Source organism: Microcoleus sp. A2-C3 (assembly GCF_036706065.1).
Taxonomy (GTDB): domain Bacteria; phylum Cyanobacteriota; class Cyanobacteriia; order Cyanobacteriales; family Microcoleaceae; genus Microcoleus.
The window spans coordinates 1-16728 of sequence record NZ_JAUBVX010000065.1 but is presented as its reverse complement, the minus strand read 5'-3'; the positions used below and the strand labels follow the sequence as shown (position 1 = coordinate 16728).

General features: G+C 44.7%; 15 protein-coding genes, 1 pseudogene and 1 riboswitch. Of the genes and pseudogenes, 7 read left to right on the top strand and 9 right to left on the bottom strand.

Going from position 1 to position 16728, the window contains the following annotated elements; genetic code table 11:
• Positions 1-184: 184 nt before the first annotated feature.
• Together QUB66_RS25930 and QUB66_RS25925 are read right to left on the bottom strand one after the other, a co-directional pair.
• Positions 185-847 carry a hypothetical protein gene (locus QUB66_RS25930; protein WP_332967293.1) on the bottom strand — a complete coding sequence of 221 codons (663 nt, stop codon included), beginning with the start codon at positions 845-847 and terminating at the stop codon, positions 185-187.
• A gap of 507 nt (positions 848-1354) precedes the next feature.
• Positions 1355-2377: a YihY/virulence factor BrkB family protein gene (locus tag QUB66_RS25925; RefSeq protein ID WP_265238432.1), complete on the bottom strand. Its 1023-nt coding sequence runs from the start codon at positions 2375-2377 to the stop codon at positions 1355-1357.
• A 154-nt stretch (positions 2378-2531) separates the two neighbouring features.
• On the opposite strand from QUB66_RS25925, the gene QUB66_RS25920 reads away from it, so the two are divergent.
• Positions 2532-3173, top strand: a complete 642-nt coding sequence (locus QUB66_RS25920; protein WP_332967294.1) for a hypothetical protein — start codon at positions 2532-2534, stop codon at positions 3171-3173.
• On the opposite strand, the gene QUB66_RS25915 is transcribed toward QUB66_RS25920, so the two are convergent.
• Together QUB66_RS25915 and thrC are read right to left on the bottom strand one after the other, a co-directional pair.
• A complete protein-coding gene (locus tag QUB66_RS25915) occupies positions 3170-3790 on the bottom strand; it encodes a Uma2 family endonuclease (RefSeq protein WP_332967296.1) in 621 nt (206 codons plus the stop codon). The genes QUB66_RS25920 and QUB66_RS25915 overlap by 4 nt on opposite strands.
• A gap of 277 nt (positions 3791-4067) precedes the next feature.
• Positions 4068-5192 (bottom strand): threonine synthase, encoded by a 1125-nt coding sequence (gene thrC, locus QUB66_RS25910; RefSeq protein WP_265238463.1) that lies wholly within the window; start codon positions 5190-5192, stop codon positions 4068-4070.
• A gap of 487 nt (positions 5193-5679) precedes the next feature.
• On the opposite strand from thrC, the gene QUB66_RS25905 reads away from it, so the two are divergent.
• The 4 genes from QUB66_RS25905 (at position 5680) to QUB66_RS25890 (ending at position 9647) form a co-directional block, all read left to right on the top strand.
• Positions 5680-5961 carry a hypothetical protein gene (locus tag QUB66_RS25905; RefSeq protein WP_332967297.1) on the top strand — a complete coding sequence of 94 codons (282 nt, stop codon included), beginning with the start codon at positions 5680-5682 and terminating at the stop codon, positions 5959-5961.
• 259 nt (positions 5962-6220) lie between these two features.
• The gene (locus QUB66_RS25900; RefSeq protein ID WP_265238425.1) at positions 6221-7273 is read left to right on the top strand and encodes a fatty acid desaturase; all 1053 of its coding nucleotides are present in this window, start codon (positions 6221-6223) and stop codon (positions 7271-7273) included.
• Between the two features lie 197 nt (positions 7274-7470).
• Entirely contained in the window at positions 7471-8943 is a 1473-nt protein-coding gene (locus QUB66_RS25895; protein WP_265238424.1) for an AAA family ATPase, read from the top strand.
• Positions 8940-9647, top strand: coding sequence for a ParB N-terminal domain-containing protein (locus QUB66_RS25890; RefSeq protein WP_265238422.1), 708 nt, complete (start codon positions 8940-8942; stop codon positions 9645-9647). Before QUB66_RS25895 ends, QUB66_RS25890 begins: the two co-directional genes overlap by 4 nt.
• Before the next feature lie 126 nt (positions 9648-9773).
• Here QUB66_RS25890 and QUB66_RS25885 read toward each other — a convergent pair whose 3' ends face one another.
• From QUB66_RS25885 to QUB66_RS25870, 4 genes and pseudogenes are all read right to left on the bottom strand, one after another.
• Positions 9774-9944 (bottom strand): hypothetical protein, encoded by a 171-nt coding sequence (locus QUB66_RS25885; protein ID WP_332967301.1) that lies wholly within the window; start codon positions 9942-9944, stop codon positions 9774-9776.
• Between the two features lie 58 nt (positions 9945-10002).
• On the bottom strand, positions 10003-10206 hold the full coding sequence (locus tag QUB66_RS25880; RefSeq protein ID WP_332967302.1) for a hypothetical protein: 204 nt from the start codon (positions 10204-10206) through the stop codon (positions 10003-10005).
• Positions 10207-10249: 43 nt separating this feature from the next.
• A complete protein-coding gene (locus QUB66_RS25875; protein ID WP_332967303.1) occupies positions 10250-11557 on the bottom strand; it encodes a voltage-gated chloride channel family protein in 1308 nt (435 codons plus the stop codon).
• Positions 11558-11630: 73 nt separating this feature from the next.
• A pseudogene (locus QUB66_RS25870) lies at positions 11631-12110 on the bottom strand (cation:proton antiporter domain-containing protein); the annotation flags it as partial.
• A gap of 97 nt (positions 12111-12207) precedes the next feature.
• A riboswitch (Fluoride riboswitch) is annotated at positions 12208-12304 on the bottom strand.
• A gap of 452 nt (positions 12305-12756) precedes the next feature.
• Between QUB66_RS25870 and QUB66_RS25865 the strand changes: the two are divergent.
• Together QUB66_RS25865 and QUB66_RS25860 are read left to right on the top strand one after the other, a co-directional pair.
• Positions 12757-13860: a Rho termination factor (modular protein) gene (locus QUB66_RS25865; protein WP_265238416.1), complete on the top strand. Its 1104-nt coding sequence runs from the start codon at positions 12757-12759 to the stop codon at positions 13858-13860.
• 397 nt (positions 13861-14257) lie between these two features.
• Positions 14258-14992 carry a Uma2 family endonuclease gene (locus QUB66_RS25860; protein ID WP_332967306.1) on the top strand — a complete coding sequence of 245 codons (735 nt, stop codon included), beginning with the start codon at positions 14258-14260 and terminating at the stop codon, positions 14990-14992.
• A gap of 27 nt (positions 14993-15019) precedes the next feature.
• Here QUB66_RS25860 and QUB66_RS25855 read toward each other — a convergent pair.
• A partial coding sequence (locus QUB66_RS25855) for a phenylacetate--CoA ligase family protein (RefSeq protein WP_332971289.1) occupies positions 15020-16728 on the bottom strand: 1709 nt, incomplete at its 5' end.

The window sequence follows — 16728 nt, the reverse complement described above, 5'->3', positions numbered from 1 at the left end:
GCAACAGAAACCGGGTTTCTTAGAAACTCGGTTTATACGATAATCTGGGTTTGGCGAAGAAATATTTGGTCAAAAACCGGGTTTATAGGAATTATAAAAAAGGCTAATAAACCGGGTTTTTCGGATGATTTAGGTTGGATGGCGAGATGTCTCGGAAGAAACCCGGTTTCTGGGAATGATCAGTCTACTTCCGCACCATCACGGACTTAATCGCAGCATTCGGCTGATACTTATTAGTCTGATAAAATCCACCTTTCCCAGCACCATAAACCCCGGCAAATTGTTTTCCCTCAGCCTTGGGAACAAACATAATTTTTCGAGTCGGTTGTTTGGCAAAGACAACTCCTTCTCTGGATTCATTGTCTGTGTTATAAGATAATGTAGCTTTGCCGTAAATTGCCTCGGCTTGTCTCAATGTCATTCCCGGCCCTACGCCCTGAACAGTTTTATAATTGGCGTTTTCAGTCATCAAAAGTTCAATAACATCGGTATCTTTGAGCTTTGTACCGGCAGCATAGATAATCCGATACTGCACTTTGCCCGATCGACTAATCGCCACTGCATCAAAGTCTACCATAAAAGGAGACTCTACCTGAAACTGGGCTGTGGAACCCAAAGCCTGCTTGAGTTGTCCGAAAGTCATGCCGATTTTTGCTTCGCCAATTGTGCGATCGCTAATTGCTAAACTTGCAGAAGGAGCTTTTATCGCAGCATTCGCCACTTCCCCCAGCTTATTTGCACCTACACGCGCTACAGCAGCATCGGGACTCGAAATTAATCCGATGTGAAAGCCGATCGCCAATAAAACAGCTATCATTGATCCAGATAAAATTTTTACATTCAACATGACTAATTCTCCTAAATTTCAACTTCGACTATCAACTAGCATCTTCTTGACTATCCTGGGGATAACTTTGTTAGTTTGGATTCTCAGAGGAGTTGGCCTCTTGACATTCATTCCCGGCGCTGTTATTTGGATACTGATTTTGCTATCTTTTGTTGCGGGTATCCTCAGCACTTTACTGCGTAATTAATCGGGCATCCGTTCATTCAGTTGACAGTTGACAGTTGACAGCACTTTACCTGGAAGGAAGAGGATTGAAGCAATGAATAATAGTCTGATTTTAATTTCTCGCATTTAGGGGAGAGGCTTTAAACCAATTCTTTATGGTAAGTTAAACAATTAATCAGTCGGGGTCGGGGCGGGTTTACTGGCTTTTTCGTTTATATTATAGATTCGGGTGAACCCGCCCCACTACACCAACCTCTTCGCTCTCTCCTAGATAACTTCTTTTCTCAACATCCATCCGTTACATCCGCTACACAATCCCTTGCCGAACTTCCTTCCAAATTATCATTTTCTTGATAGTTTCATTGCCTTTCCCACTGTCACATTCAACTGAGCACCGCTCAACATCGCCAAACAAGAAAGATACAGCCATAGCAGCAACACAATAAAAGTGCCGATCGTGCCGTAAGTCCAACTGAAATTGCTTAAATGCAAAACATAAAACCGAAACAAAGCCGAAAGCAGCGCCCACAAAATAGCAGCAAAAACAGCTCCCGAAAAAATTGGAATATCGGCTTGATGGCGACTCGGCCCGTAGCGGTAAACAAAAGCAAAGGCAACTGATACAATCCCTAAAGAACTCGGCCACCGCCACAGCCGCCAAACAGCTAATAATTGGGACTCTAAAGGGCAATTTCCGGCGAGCAACAAGCAATTTTGGACATCTTTTAAATCGCAATTGGCGACGGACTCCAAGAAGCAACTCTGACGGGCAAGAGCTTGCACAATTAAGTCGCTGACAAATACAGCTCCCGATGCTATAATTAACAGCACAATTGTACCGATGCTCAGCCCTAATGAAATGAGTTTTGCTTTCACAAAAGAGCGAGTTCGATCGATCGGGATTTCATGGATGCGATCCATCGCAGCCATCGCCGCGCTCATTACGCCAGAAAATGCCCACAGTGACGCAAAAAAGCTCACCGAAAACAACCCTTTATTGCGAGTTAAGAGAATTTCTTTGATTAAGCCGCGAATCAAATTCCTAACGTCATCTGGTATCACTTCCCCCAAAAGACGGGCGATTTGATACAGTGTTGATTGCAAAGGTTCAAACAGGGCGATCGCCGACAAGACAGCCAAAAGCCCCGGAAACAACGCCAGCATAGAATTGTAGGCCATTTCCGCAGACAGCCCCGGCAACCGCTGCTCTCCCGCCTTCACTGCGACTTGCTTGAGTGTGCTCCAAGTTAAACACCGGCAAAACTGCCAAAAATCACCAAATTTGCTTGTGACAGCTCTCAGCAGCCTCAAAAGTGCCTTCAAAAAAGCTAAAATTACGTAGCGCAACCAGTAATAAATGTTCATAGCGCACAGGAAATGGGGAACTGGAAAATGCAAAATGAATACAGGGCGATCGGGCAAATGGAAATAAAGACAATTAATTAATTAAGCGATTACCCATTCACAATTACCCCTTCTTCAATCTAAAATCTAAAATCTAAAATCTAAAATAAACAATATGTCTCAAGATGTCAGACAATGGTTAGATGAAATTAAGCGGCTGCAACAGCAGTTAACAGAGGTTTCGCGCGATCGCGATGACGCTGGTGAAAGTGCGGCTCAATGGCGCCAACTCTATAATACCGAAGCGGAGCAACGCCGGAATGATGCTAAGTTCACTCAGCAAAGCATCAGTGCTTTGTCAGCGCAGATAGAGGAATTGCAGAATTTCTACCCGATTGACCCCGAAGGTGACGAGGCTGGAGTTGTTCGCCAGCAGGAGGTTGAACGACTGCATACAGTTGGGGAACTTAAAGCTAAGTTAGCAGAAGTTCTCGAAGAGCGCGATCGGGCGATCGAACAAATTAAACAACTGACTCAAGCCCTCAAACAAGAAGAAGCCCGTCACGCCGAAACTAGCAGAAATTTAACCACCGCCCTCGGAGACGCCGTTGACTTGCTCACCAAAGCACAAACTGTTCCTACTACAAAAATGGAACCAGCACCAGCATATTCTTTAGAAATAGTACCTACTCGCACCGCAAATCCGGGCGAAACTGCGATCGAGATCCGCCAAACTCCCACCCAAACCGGCCGAAATCCCGCCCAGCTTTCACCTTCTAAAAACCAATTACTCGATCTACCGCCGTTTGGGAATTAGGAGTTAAAAATGCCACTTGTTGCGAATATTTGTTGTGCAGTTAGCTGTAAATCTGGGAAAATTGAGGAAATCAGTCGATCGTCCTTTTGAAACAACTGTCTTTGATACTCATCCTCTTGCAGCGTACAAATTGTAATTGTCGGCTGTTTCGGTTTGCCAATATATTCTCTGCCGCCAATGCCCAAATAATCAACAATCCAATACTCAGGAATTCCCAGCAAGGTGTAATCTTCAACTTTGCGGGCATAGTCGTTTGGCCAATTGGTACTCACGACTTCAGCGATTAGTTTAATCGAGTTTCCCGATGTAATTACAGGTTCTTGTTGCCACAATGGCTCATTAATCAGTCGAGTTTGATCTAATACCAGCACATCCGGGCGAAAGGCTGTTGTTGTTCCTAATAGTTTGATGAGACAGCGAGGGGGAATAAAGTAGGGTAAATCCAGACGGTCAATTTCTACATTTAATTTCTGTCCGAGAAAGGCGGATACTTGTTCGTGCGGCCCCGTTGGTTCCATTTCGGTTAATTCACCATCGATTAGTTCGTAACTATTGCTGTCGCCGTAGTTAGCAATAAATTCATCAATAGTTAGAAGTTTTGGAGGTGATTGAACCATGATGTTTGTTCGTAACTCCTTAATAAGATTTTCTGAACCGCAGAGGGCGCAGAGGACGCAGAGGAAGAGAAGAGAGAGAAGATCACAAAGATTTTTCAGTTATACAAGAAAATTTTTTCCTTCTTCCTAAATCCTAAATAAGATTTTTCTGAACCGCAGAGGGCGCAGAGGACGCAGAGGAAGAGAAGAGAGAGAAGATCGCAAAGATTTTTCAGTTATACAAGAAAATTTCTTCCTTCTTCCTTCTTCCTTCTTCCCTCTTCCTTCTTCCTTCTGCTTAAAATCCCATCGCCCCAGCTACCGCATCCAAACTAGGAGCAATTCCCTGTTTGAATGTGTTATTGCTGTGATTGATTGCTGTATCCGGGTCTTTTAAGCCGTTACCAGTCAGCACGCAAACCACCGTCGCTCCTGTCGGAACTTGGTCTTTTACCTTCAGCAAGCCGGCTACAGAAGCAGCACTCGCCGGTTCGCAGAAAATCCCTTCCTGGGATGCTAGCAAGCGGTAAGCGTCGAGAATTTCTTCGTCGGTGACGGCGGTAAAACTGCCGCGGCTGGCTTCGGAAGCTGCGATCGCCTGTTTCCAGCTAGCAGGGTTGCCGATCCGAATTGCCGTCGCCAAGGTTTCTGGGTGCGACACCGCTTGGCCCGTTACCAACGGTGCTGCTCCGGCTGCTTGGAATCCCATCATTCGCGGTAGGCGCGAACATTTTTTTGCTTGGTGGTATTGACAAAACCCCATCCAGTATGCTGTGATGTTTCCCGCATTTCCTACGGGAATACACAGCCAGTCGGGGGCGTCGCCCAAGGCGTCTACCACTTCAAAAGCGCCGGTTTTTTGGCCTTCCAAGCGGTAAGGGTTGACGGAGTTGACCAATGTCACCGGATAATTGACAGCCATTTCGCGGACAATTTCTAAGGCGCGATCGAAATTTCCCTGAATCGAAATTACTTCCGCACCGTAAAGCAAAGCTTGCGCCAGCTTGCCCAAAGCCACGTAACCTTCGGGAATCAACACGAAAGCTCGCATTCCCCCGCGTCTGGCGTAGGCGGCCGCCGATGCCGAAGTATTGCCGGTACTGGCGCAAATTACAGCTTCGGCGCCGGCTTCCTTTGCCTTGGAAATCGCCATAGTCATCCCCCGGTCTTTGAAACTCCCAGTGGGGTTGAGGCCGTCGTATTTGACCAGGACGCGCACGTCTCTACCGATGAGAGAGGCGATCGCCGGTGCTGGAATCAGGGGAGTATTGCCTTCTTGGAGTGTCACTACCGGCGTGGTTTCCGTCACGGGCAGGTAGGGGCGATAAGCTTCGATCAAGCCCGGCCAGCCGTAGTGTTTCGGCGAGGCAGCGCGGGCAGCGGAGTTAGCAGCAGACTGAGTAGCAGGTAGAATCAGGGTCACGATGTCAATGGTTTTAGGCAATGGCCAAGGAATTTACACTAATTTTAGCTCGATCGGTTAATTTGATGTTTAATACGATCGGTTCAGGTTAAAGTAACTTAATGGTGTCAGTAACTCAGGGCTAAAGCCACTGAGCTTGTAAGAGAAATCAAGCAAGCTGTACTGACCAGCCTAAGTCTTAACTGGCTACGTTATTTAGGTCATGACACCCTGGGATGCGAAGCTAGTCCCTTGCTCTGTCGCTAGTAGTTAAACAGTCTTAAAGTCACTGAGACAGTGCTGCTAGCCTGACAAGCCTTTATAACATTGGCGAAGCTAACATTACTCCGAAAGGAGCAGAGGACAACCATATCCTCACTGGAGGGGTAACCATACCGCTCCACCTCGCAAGGGGATTCAAGGCGATTGAAATCGCCGGATCGTTTTCCTCTCAGGACTAAAGTCTCTGAGCTTCCCACTTACCGAGCTTTTCTGTGAATGTGTAGATATGTCTACTCAATTACTAATGTCAAATAATTCATCCACTCTTTCCCGGCCTCAAATCACCGCGAGCAATCCCGAAATGGCTAGTTCTTCTACCCAATCGACCTGCTTGACTCGCGAATTAGATTTGGTGAAGTGCCCCTACCAAGCCGATCAGCAAGTTAAGTTCCTGCACCTGCAAGCAGAAATCGACTCCTTGCTGCTGCAAGTGCAAACCCTCAAACGCCAACGCTCGATCGCCCTTTTGCCGGCCCTCGACCCAATTTCTGGCAGCAACAGCAATTAGCAAACAACACCCGCTAATGCTAATTGTCCTGCCCCCTGTGTTATAAAAACGAATGTTTTGCTACCCGCAGTATTTTTTGCCAAAAGTGCTAGAAATTCCTAACTGCGGATAGCGATCGCTAGCATTTGCTAAAACGCGCTTGCCTAAAGCTCAACTCCTCTGCCGCAAGCTGGCAACGAGCTGATATTTTATGGCGCTTTTGTACTGCGTTAATTTTGTTAAGCCATCCACATGGCATACGGAGAATCGAAATCAATTTATGACAGCATCGATCGAAAAACCACTAAAATTGACATCCGCAAGTGACACTTCCAACCTGCGCCTCAAAGATATTCTCAAAACCCTGCCGCGCGAAGTTTTTGTCAAAAACCCCCGCAAAGCTTGGACAAAAGTCATCGTCAACGTTCTTCTAGTTGCTGTCGGTTATGTTGGCATAGCAGTATCACCTTGGTATTTACTGCCCCTAATGTGGATTTTCACAGGCACCGGTTTAACCGGTTTTTTTGTAATCGGCCACGACTGCGGTCACCGGTCATTTGCTAACCGCCGCTGGGTAAACGATTTAGTCGGACATCTCGCATTTCTGCCGTTAATTTTCCCGTTTCACGCCTGGCGTCACGGACACAATTACCACCACAAGCACACCAACAAAATTGGTGAAGATAATGCTTGGCAACCGATGACAGCAGCAGATTATGCTGCCGCACCCAAAGCATTACAAATCGCTTATCGTTTAATCTTTGGCCCGATCTGGTGGGTTGGCTCGATCGCCCACTGGGCAAAAGTACACTTTATGTGGTCGCGCTTCAAAGAAGGCCAACAGCGCGAACAAGTCAGATTTTCGGTTTTAGTAGTTTTAATCGGTGCTGCGATCGGATTTCCGCTTTTAATTGCCACAACAGGCATTTGGGGATTTGTCAAATTTTGGTTGCTGCCCTGGATGGTTTACCATTTCTGGATGAGCACTTTCACCATTGTTCACCACACAGCACCAGACATTTCATTTAAAGCACCCGAAGAATGGAACGAAGCCCAAGCACAACTATCGGGAACAGTTCACTGCGATTATCCCCGCTGGGTAGAGTTTCTGTGCCACGACATTAATGTGCACGTTCCTCACCACCTTTCAACTGCTATACCCTGGTACAACTTGCGCCTAGCCCACAGCAGCTTGAAAGAAAACTGGCAACCTCATCTCTATGAAACCAAATTTTCTTGGGCTTTAATGAAGCGGATTGCCGACAACTGTCACCTGTACAATCCGGCTGGCGGCTATCAGACATTAGAGGAATTTCACGCTCAAACCAAGTAAGTTTGAAACGCGATAAATTCCCAAAAAACCCGGTTTTGTTTAACAATCCGGGTTTTCTCAATATCACAATCCGCAGCATTTGTAACGCGATAGATGTTACCCTTTTGTGGGGTGTGTACTGCGTGCGCTTGAGTTTGTGGGGCGATAGACACCGCACTGCTTTACTGTAAAATTTAAAATCTAAAATCTAAAATCGAATGGCTTTCAATCCCAATAACTGTCGCAACGAAAGCGAAGTAGAAAGCAAACTCATTGTCAGTTATTTGTTGCCAAAACTGGGCTATACCCCCGACACTTGGCACCAAGAAATCGCCTTTGGAAATATTCGCCTAGACTTCCTCTCCTTTGCTACCCAAGTTATCCCCATAGTTCTCGATGTAAACTCGCCCATGAGTTTAGTCATGGAAGCAAAACATCCGAAGGAAAATTTAGACCGCCATCTGCGGAAACTGAAGCGTTACTTAACAAGTTTAAGCATCCGCTACGGACTCATAACTAACGGTAAAGAAATTAGAATCTACGCTATAGTCGCCGATGATATTAAGCTATTATTTCAGTGCACCGGCCAAGATATTGAAACGAAAATTGATGAAATTATCGCTTTAATTGGCAGAGATAGTTTAAATTTTGTAAAAGATCAAGACAATCTGGAACTGGAAGATAGTAAACTTAATTTAGTTATTCCTGAGTTAATTAGCGAAATACCAGTACAACAAAACAATCCCGCCACGGCAGAACCTGAGCCAAGTCAAATCTCAGAACCGGAACAAATACCTGATTTAATCGTTCCCCAAAAAAGAGAAAACACTATGAAAATCATTGCAGTTTACCATAACAAAGGCGGCGTCGGCAAAACTACAACAGTAGTCAATTTAGCCGCAGCGTTCAGCAAGCAAGGTAAAAGAGTCCTAGTCATCGACTTAGACAGTCAGGCAAATACAACCTTTGCAACTGGTTTGGTAAAATTTGATGATGAAGAACAAGACGATTTGAAAGATAGCAATATTCTTCACGTTTTGCAATCAGAAGATGGTTATTCGATAGGCGAAGTAGCACGCAAGTCAAGTTTTTGCCATCCCGAAATTGATGTAATTCCTTCCCACATCAATTTGATGCACGAAGAAAACGAATTCAATCAACTAGATTACAGCCGACTGATTTTAATTCAAAAACTAGCAAAAGTAGAGGATATATATGATATTGTACTGATTGATACGCCACCATCTTTGAATTTTTTCGCTAGAGTTGCCCTGATTACGGCGGATTATTTGATTATTCCTTCTGACTTAAAACCTTTTGCCAATCAAGGATTGATTAATGTCAAGGATTTTATCAAAACAGTTAACGGATTCAAAAAACTAATCGGCAAGAAACCTTTAGAAGTTTTAGGCGTTCTCCCTTGCAAAATCTCCACTAATGCTAAATTTGTACAATACAGTTTGCCCAAACGGAGGGAGGCAATTCCCAAACGCTACGGTATGGAAATCATGGACAGCGTAATTTACGAGAGAGACGATTTAGCAAAGTGTGCAGAACAAATGCAAATGGTGGGAAATATGGAAATCGCCGATCCGATTTCAGTGCTAGACTTTAAGCCAGATTCCATCGCCTCTCAAGAATTTGAAATGTTAGCCGAAGAAGTTTTGGAAAAAATAGGTAAAAACTCATGAAAAAATTATTTCCGTCACTGGTTGCAGTGAAAAGAATTACTTGCACAGTGGCCCGTTCCAATTTTGCCGAGCCTGATTTGGAGAAATTAGCCAGACTAATTTTAGAATTAGGAGGATTGATTAATCCGATAATTGTCCGCCGCAACGGTATGGATGCCTACGAAATAGTAGACGGAGACTTTGAATACTACGCGGCAGTCAGAGCAAAGGAAATAGAAGCTCTCAAAGGCGAGACAATCGGAGCATTCATCCTGGAAGAAGAAAATAAAGATCTTCTCCTCGAACAACTTGCAATTCTCAGAAAAACCGCAATCACTGAGAATCCAATTGTAAGTGTGGTTACGCAACAGTCCTCCAGCTTTGAACAGCGGCTGACAAATATTGAAAGTAGATTGGAAAACAGAATTAATGAATTGAAAGCCGAGTATACGCGAGAAAAACAGGCGCTGATAGAGAGGGTTAAAGATGTTGAAAGCAGGATTCCCAAGCCAGTTCCGCTGTTGGAAGCACTCAACACTCAAGATAAATTCAAACTGGCGGCAAATTTGAAAAATGCTGGTCTCAAACCTCAAATAATAGAGAAAATCATCAATGGTCGAGATTTGGAGCAGTTTGCATCTTTTGAAAATGTGTTGGAACGCATTAACGGGTTAGGGGAGAAAACAATGATTAAGCTTATTGACAAGTGGCAAAAATATTTATAAGCTTTCAGCCATCTAAATTACATTTTTGGGGCATTGATATAAGCCGATCCGACAAACGTTGAAAAACCCGATATCACTCGGCGGTTGAAACAGATCCTAGACAAACTTTCGTCGCTCTCTAAGAGACTAAAGAATAAAGGGAATATTAAAGCTGGCTTTCGTATAAATCGCAATTGCGATCGCACTTAAACACTCTAGCGATCGCCCGATCGCCAAAAAGAGTAAAGATGAGTGAAGCGGTGTATAATTTTTGTCCCCCAGCCAATTCAACTCATCACAGCCGATTTTGTGTAGCAATTGCAGTCAGTTTTGCCGCCCATGCCATCAAATCCACCAAACAGAGTTTTGTAACAGATCACCTTTCATAAGTATTCTTTTTGAGTTGATCGGAATTACAGCAAAACATGACCATCAGCAAGACTGGATAAGCCGCGAGTAAAAACCAACCTGCTGCTCGACTGATTTGCTGTTTAGCGGTTTCCAGCCAAATAACTAATACCAAAGTGACTAGCATCGCGATCGCGGGTTTATTTGACAGCGTAGGATCAGTAATCAGCATATCCGATTAACCGAACCATCTCAAATAAAGTTAGCGGCCGCGACTACTTAATAGTTTCTTCTGCATCAAAAGAATTATTATTTGCATGATTTGGCAACTTTAACTCTTCTTGCATTGACATAAAAGGGTATTTTCTAGAACCAATTCGCTGTGAACTATAAATGCCCGCATGACCTGAAAAAACATAGCTCATCACACAAGCAATCGCAATAAATACCCCGGATTCTAGACCAAAAAGTTCAATTCCCATTAAAGTTGAAGCGATCGGTGTATTCGCAGCACCGCCAAAGACAGCAACAAATCCCATTCCTGCCAATAAAGGTGCTGGTAATGCCAAGATTAATGACAAAGCATTGCCTAATGTTGCACCAATAAAAAATAGAGGAGTCACTTCCCCGCCTTTAAAACCTGCTCCTAAAGTTAACGCAGTTAAAGCTATTTTTGCGGCAAAATCCCAAGGTGGTAACTGAGAGTAAAACGCATCGACAATGGTAGGAATACCCAAACCAATATATTTAGTCGATCCCATCGCCCAGACACTCAATGCGACAATCGTACCACCGATCGCAGGACGTAAAGGAGGATAGGAGATTTTTGCTTTAAAAAAGTGGCTAATTTTGTGAGTTAATTTAGCAAAAATCATCGCCACAATTCCGAAGATTGCACCAGCGACAATTGCAGAAATTAATCCCATTGGAGTTACCGTTGGTACAAGGGGAGCATGACGATATACTGTATGGTGCAAACCCAAAACTAAGGTAATGCGATCGCCTACAACCGCTGCAACTAAACAGGGAAAAAGAGCATCATGGTTAATAGTTCCAATTGCTAAAACCTCTAAACCAAAGATAGTTCCAGCCAAGGGAGTTCCAAAAACCGAAGCAAATCCACCACTAATCCCAGCCATTAATAAAATTCGGCGTTCGGCGTGTTTAAAGCGGAATATTCTAGTTAATTGGTCTGCGAGTGATGCAGCAATTTGCAGTGCTGTCCCTTCACGACCTGCGGAACCCCCAAATAAATGAGTTATATCTGTACCTAGCAGCACCATCGGAGCCATCCGCAAGGGAATAATATTTTTGGGGTTATGAATCTCTTCCAATAAAAGATTATTTCCCGCTTCTACTTTTTTGCCATATCGATGATAAAACCAACCACTTAAAAATCCAGCTAGGGGCAATAATGCAATAATCCACACATGAGATTCTCGCCAATTTGTTGCCCATTCTAAAGAAGCTAGGAGAGCGGCGGAACCTAAGCCGGAAAGAATGCCAACTATACAAGAAATTATGAACCACTTGCTGAGTTGGGGTAATGCAATGAATTGCTCAAATTTCTCAAACCATTTCATGAGACAAACTCCTTTTGTTACTTTTGATTAAAGTGCAATTTCTGTAATTTCCGGCTGATTAACACAGTAATCAAACATCAGATAAGGCACTACCCGTAAGAATGGCATCGGGAATTCCTTTGGTGACACCCCAGCCTAAACTTTTTAGTCGTAGCATTCCAGGGACAATTACAGCGCGTGATTCTGCGCCAGTTACACAACCCAAAAGTAACCCTGTGGGAAAGTCGAATTTAAAAATTAGCATGGCAACAAATGCGATCGCAATTGCCTCGATTGCCGCTGGTAAAACTCCTAACCGCAGCACCACAGTTCCCTGCTGTGTCAGCTTTTCTCGATCTAATCCTAATCCCGCTTTCATCAGGATAATCATCACTGCCACAATTGGTAGATTATCCGCCGATTTCAGCACTTCTGGACTAAGGACATCGCTAACTTGTGGCCCTAAAACTATCCCCACCAAAATCATCCCAATCAAAGGTGGAACACCTAAGCGACGGGCAATTTGACACGAAAAAAAGCCCATCAATAAAATCCACAGCACACTAGCTAACATGAGATTCCTTTCTCCAGATCCTGAGTATGGACAAAGGCTTGCTAGGTATGAGAGATTAGTGAAAAGTTTTCACGGCCCTACTCTCCGGCAGCAAGCCAGAAAAGTAGGAGCCATCAGCCTTTTAGTCTTTCAATTAACGCAAGGAAAGAATGACGCTTAAGGCGGTTTTGGCGAGCTCCATCGCCATTAAAATTCTTATAGCATCTTTTGTACAGAAAGCGCAAGAAGATATTTTTTTGCAGAATCGCGATCGCACCTGAACACGCTAGCCCGTTACCGAAGCCCTCAAAGACGATCGCCCGATCGCCAAAAAAAGTAAAGATGAGTGAAGCGGTGTATAATTTGTGTCCCCCAGCCAGTTAAACTCATCACAGTCGATTTTTTGTAGGAATTGCAGTCAGTTTTGCCGTTAGCGAAGCCATCGAAGAGGATCGCCCGGGCTGTCACCCCACAGCCAGCCGCACAGGTACAGCACCCCGCCGATATCTCCCCCAGATCACAGAGTCTGGGTAAGGTGTTTGTCTCGCACCCTATAATTAGATTTCTTGGGTTAGTCCTGTGGCACTTAAAACGCAGGCTGTAAAGTGCAAATATACATAATTACCCAAACACCTGATTTTTATGACAAAAGGGGACTTGTAATAAGATGGATCGATCGCAAGATCAAAACCGAATAGTAGAATATTTGCGGATTAAGCCAATTAGTCACAGTCAAATTTACACTTCCCAAATTGCCGTACCAGAGACTCAGGGGGAGGAAATCCCTCGCGAACGTCGGGAAGCTCTCAGGAGAAGTCTCATCGAGCAAGGCAGCAACTTAATTCCTTTAATTGTACGTCCTACTGAAGCTTACAGCAACGAAGAAGAATATGAAGTTGTCTGCGGCTCAGATTGGTGTATTGTTGCGAAAGAACTCGGCATTGAGCAAATGTGGGCGTGGGTTTTTGAAATGACCGACGAGGAGGTAGTTGCGGCTCAAGCAGAAATGGAACATTTAGCTCCTCAACCGACTCAAAAAACTGCACAACTTGAGACTCTACTGCAACATTTTGAGCTATCATTTCAAAAAAAAGTAGAGAGTCTAACACAACAAATAGAACAATCTGTTAAAAAAAATGAAGACCTGCTAAAAAAACAAGTAAAAGCTCTAACTGAGCAGAATTTCGATCGTGACCAAATAGAACAAATTAAGCGTCTGCTCGAACAAGTTGAAAAAACATTTCATGAAAAGGTAGATAAATTGGCTAAAAAAATTGAACAATCTGGCAGCAATAGTTCTCCGAAATCGGCGGTTATTTCGGAGATGAATCTTGAAGGTGCGTTGAGACAGTTGGATGAACTGGAAAAATTGCTGTCAATCAAATTAGAGCGCACAGTCAAAATAATTAATCAGTTTGTGGCTGACTCGATCGCAGATGTTGAAAATGACCTAAAAAATCAAATCGCCACCCTCCGCAGCCAACTGGGAGCCGCTGTGACGCACTCAGAAATACAGCCAGAGACGAAAAAGCCGCCGAAAACGCAGCGTCAGAAGCAGTCGAAGGTGCAGTCGAAACCTCAGTTACCGCAGTTGCAGTTAGAGTTGCCGTTTCCGCCCCAGGAGGAAGACGACGAAGACTACGATACTCTTTCGCTGAGACGCTTGAAGGCGATCGGCAAAGAGCGGAAATTGCGGGGCTGGGCGCGCATGAAACGACCAGAAATTCTGGCCGCTCTCCGAGAAGCTGACGTTCATTCAGTGGACAGTTGACAGTGGACAGTTGACAGTGGACAGTTGACAGTGGACAGTTGACAGTTGATAGTTGATAGTTGATAGTTGATAGTTGATAGTTGATAGTTGATAGTTGATAGTTGATAGTTGATAGTTGACAGTTGACAGTTGATAGTTGACAGTTGATAGCGACCTCTACCTAAAAGGAAGAGGATTGGAGGAATGAATCGTCTTCTTTTAATTTCTCCCGATCAGGGCTCCGGCTTTAAACCAATTATTTATGGTAATTGGTAATATTTAAAGACTAATTGTTTGGTGCTAGATCGCACTTTTTGACCAAAAGGGCGATCGCCCTTTCAGAATAAATAGTCCTGGGCATCCATATAAAAACGTTGCTAAAATAGACACACCACCTCTTACTCCTCCCCAAGCAGCCATGTCAGCAACCGCAGAATTAGCTACTTCTCAAGAAATACCAGAAGAGATACCTGAAAATTTTATTTTTCCTCCCAGCGATTTATACCGTGATGAACATTCGGTAGAAACAGAACTGCACCTCCGACAAATAATCCTATTGCTGCAATGCCTTGAATGGTTGTGGCGAGATAGAAATGACTTCTATGCTGCTGGTCATTTCACCATTTATTACTGTACACAACAACTCAAATCTCAAGACTTCCGAAGCTCAGACTTTTTTGTGGTACTCGGAACTGAACGCAAAACTCGGAAAAGCTGGGTAGTTTGGGATGAAGAGGGAAAGTACCCGAATATCATTCTTGAAATCCTGTCGCCGAAAACAGCGAACATAGATAAAAACTTTAAAAAACAACTCTATCAAGATACTTTTCGCACTCTGGATTACTTTTGGTTTGATCCAGAAACTTTAGAATTAGCTGGGTTTCATTTGGTACATGGGGAATATCAACCAATTGCACCGAATGAATTAGGCTATCTGCGGAGTCAACAGCTTGATTTGAGTTTGGGAATTTCTAGCGGACAATTGCGTTTCTTTACAGCAGCAAATGAACTGGTTCCTACTCCTGAAGAGGTTGCAGAAAGGGAGACAGGGCGAGCAGATGCAGAGGCAGGGAGAGCCGAACAAGAGGCCGGGAGAGCCGATCGCCTGGCCGCAAAACTGCGAGAATTAAATATCGATCCCGATACAATTTAGCGCCCGTATTTCCCCAAAAATAGCGGTTTACTGTCGGGTGTATCGGTGCTTCAAACCAATCGGGAAATACTCTGCATCGCCCATCTCCGTTAATGTCACGACGGGTAACTGATATTCGGGTGGCACGTAATTAGCAAATTCGCTGTTGAGGCGCCGCAATTGCGCGAGAATTGAAGATGCGATCGCCACTTTCATCTCCTCGTCGCCCTCTATCCCCGCTCCTAATTCCACAACCACCGATAAAAACCGATTTCGATCCGCATCTTCCTTGACTTGCAGCACAAATTTTCCAGTCACCCATTCGCTAATGGTGGGAGCTTCTAAACCTACGGTAACGTTTTCTGGGTAGATGTTAGCACCGAAGTAGGATACGGTAAAGTGCGATCGCCCGAATACATACACAAATGGTAAATTGCGAATTCCTCTCGGCAAATCGGCACTTTCCCTAGCCGCCACTTCCTGCAAATGTGCCACCGGATTAAATCCCCATTCTGCCAAAAAATATAGCATTGCTTCGTAAGAAACTAAACCGCCATTATCGGAAATGTGATAGCGTATGAGCGGGATGCCGTTGTCGCCGGAAAATAACAGCGTGCCGTCATCATTCACTTCAAAAAAGCGGCTTTTCGGATCGTACTGCACCAGAGTTGGCAACCGCGATTCCCCGAATAAATTGCGCGCTGCTTCGGGATTGTTGGCCAACCAACGGCGGATGCAAATGCTCAGCGGTGTCTCGTTGCCCAAAACCCCCGCATCGGCAGTACCGTAGAGGCTCGCAGAGTTATAATATAGATTGTCAGTTGACAGTTGACAGTTGACAGTTGACAGTTGACAGTTGACTTGTCCGTAAGGGTTCTCAGAGTTATCAGCAATATTGTCATTAATACTGTTATAATTAGTGCGATCGCTCACCAAACCCCGCCATTCTTCGCTAAACACTTCCCCCGCAAACACCATCTTAATTCGATATTTTTGCCACTCCACACCCGCAGCAATCCCGCTATCAATTACATCTTTAATAAACGGCGGATATCCCAACAATACTACTTGGTCGAAATACTCCCCAAGTTCCCGCACTACTCGAAATATTTCAGTCTTATTATTCCCCGGTGTCACCACCGTCACGGGATAACCCTTACTCGCTAGATAGCGGCAGCAATTCGCCGTGTACATTCCGCCTACCCAAGTCCCCAAGGCAAAGCAGATTACAGCTAAAGTACGGCGGGTGTCGGCGAAAAAACTGTCGTGAAATATTTGTTCAAAACGATCGGCAATTTGCAACTCGTCGCTGATAAAACGAGGCCAAAATGTCGGGTTTCCCGTCGAACCTGAAGAAACAGCAATGAAATCGCAAGTTTCTAATTTGCCCTCGCGGCACAACTGAGGTAGCGGGTGACAGCGCAAATAATTCTCTTTGGTAATTAGTGGCAATTTTTGGAAGTCTTCAAAGGTTTGAATTGAGGCGGGATTGATGTTAAGTGCAGCTAGGAAATTCTGGTAAGCTGGTACTGTGGTAGCGACGTTTTGAAAAAGCACAATCGCCCCGGATTCCGGTTCTCGACTCTGCTGCTGTTGCAATCGTTCCTCAAGCGGCACGTTCAAAAACTCTTCAAATGCCCCAATTGCTCGCTGACGCGGTTCTAACTGCATGATTGGCTCCTTAATGGGAGAGGGGGAGATGGGGAGAGGGGGAGAGGGGGAGATGGGGAGAGGGGGAGAGGGGGAGAGGGGGAGAG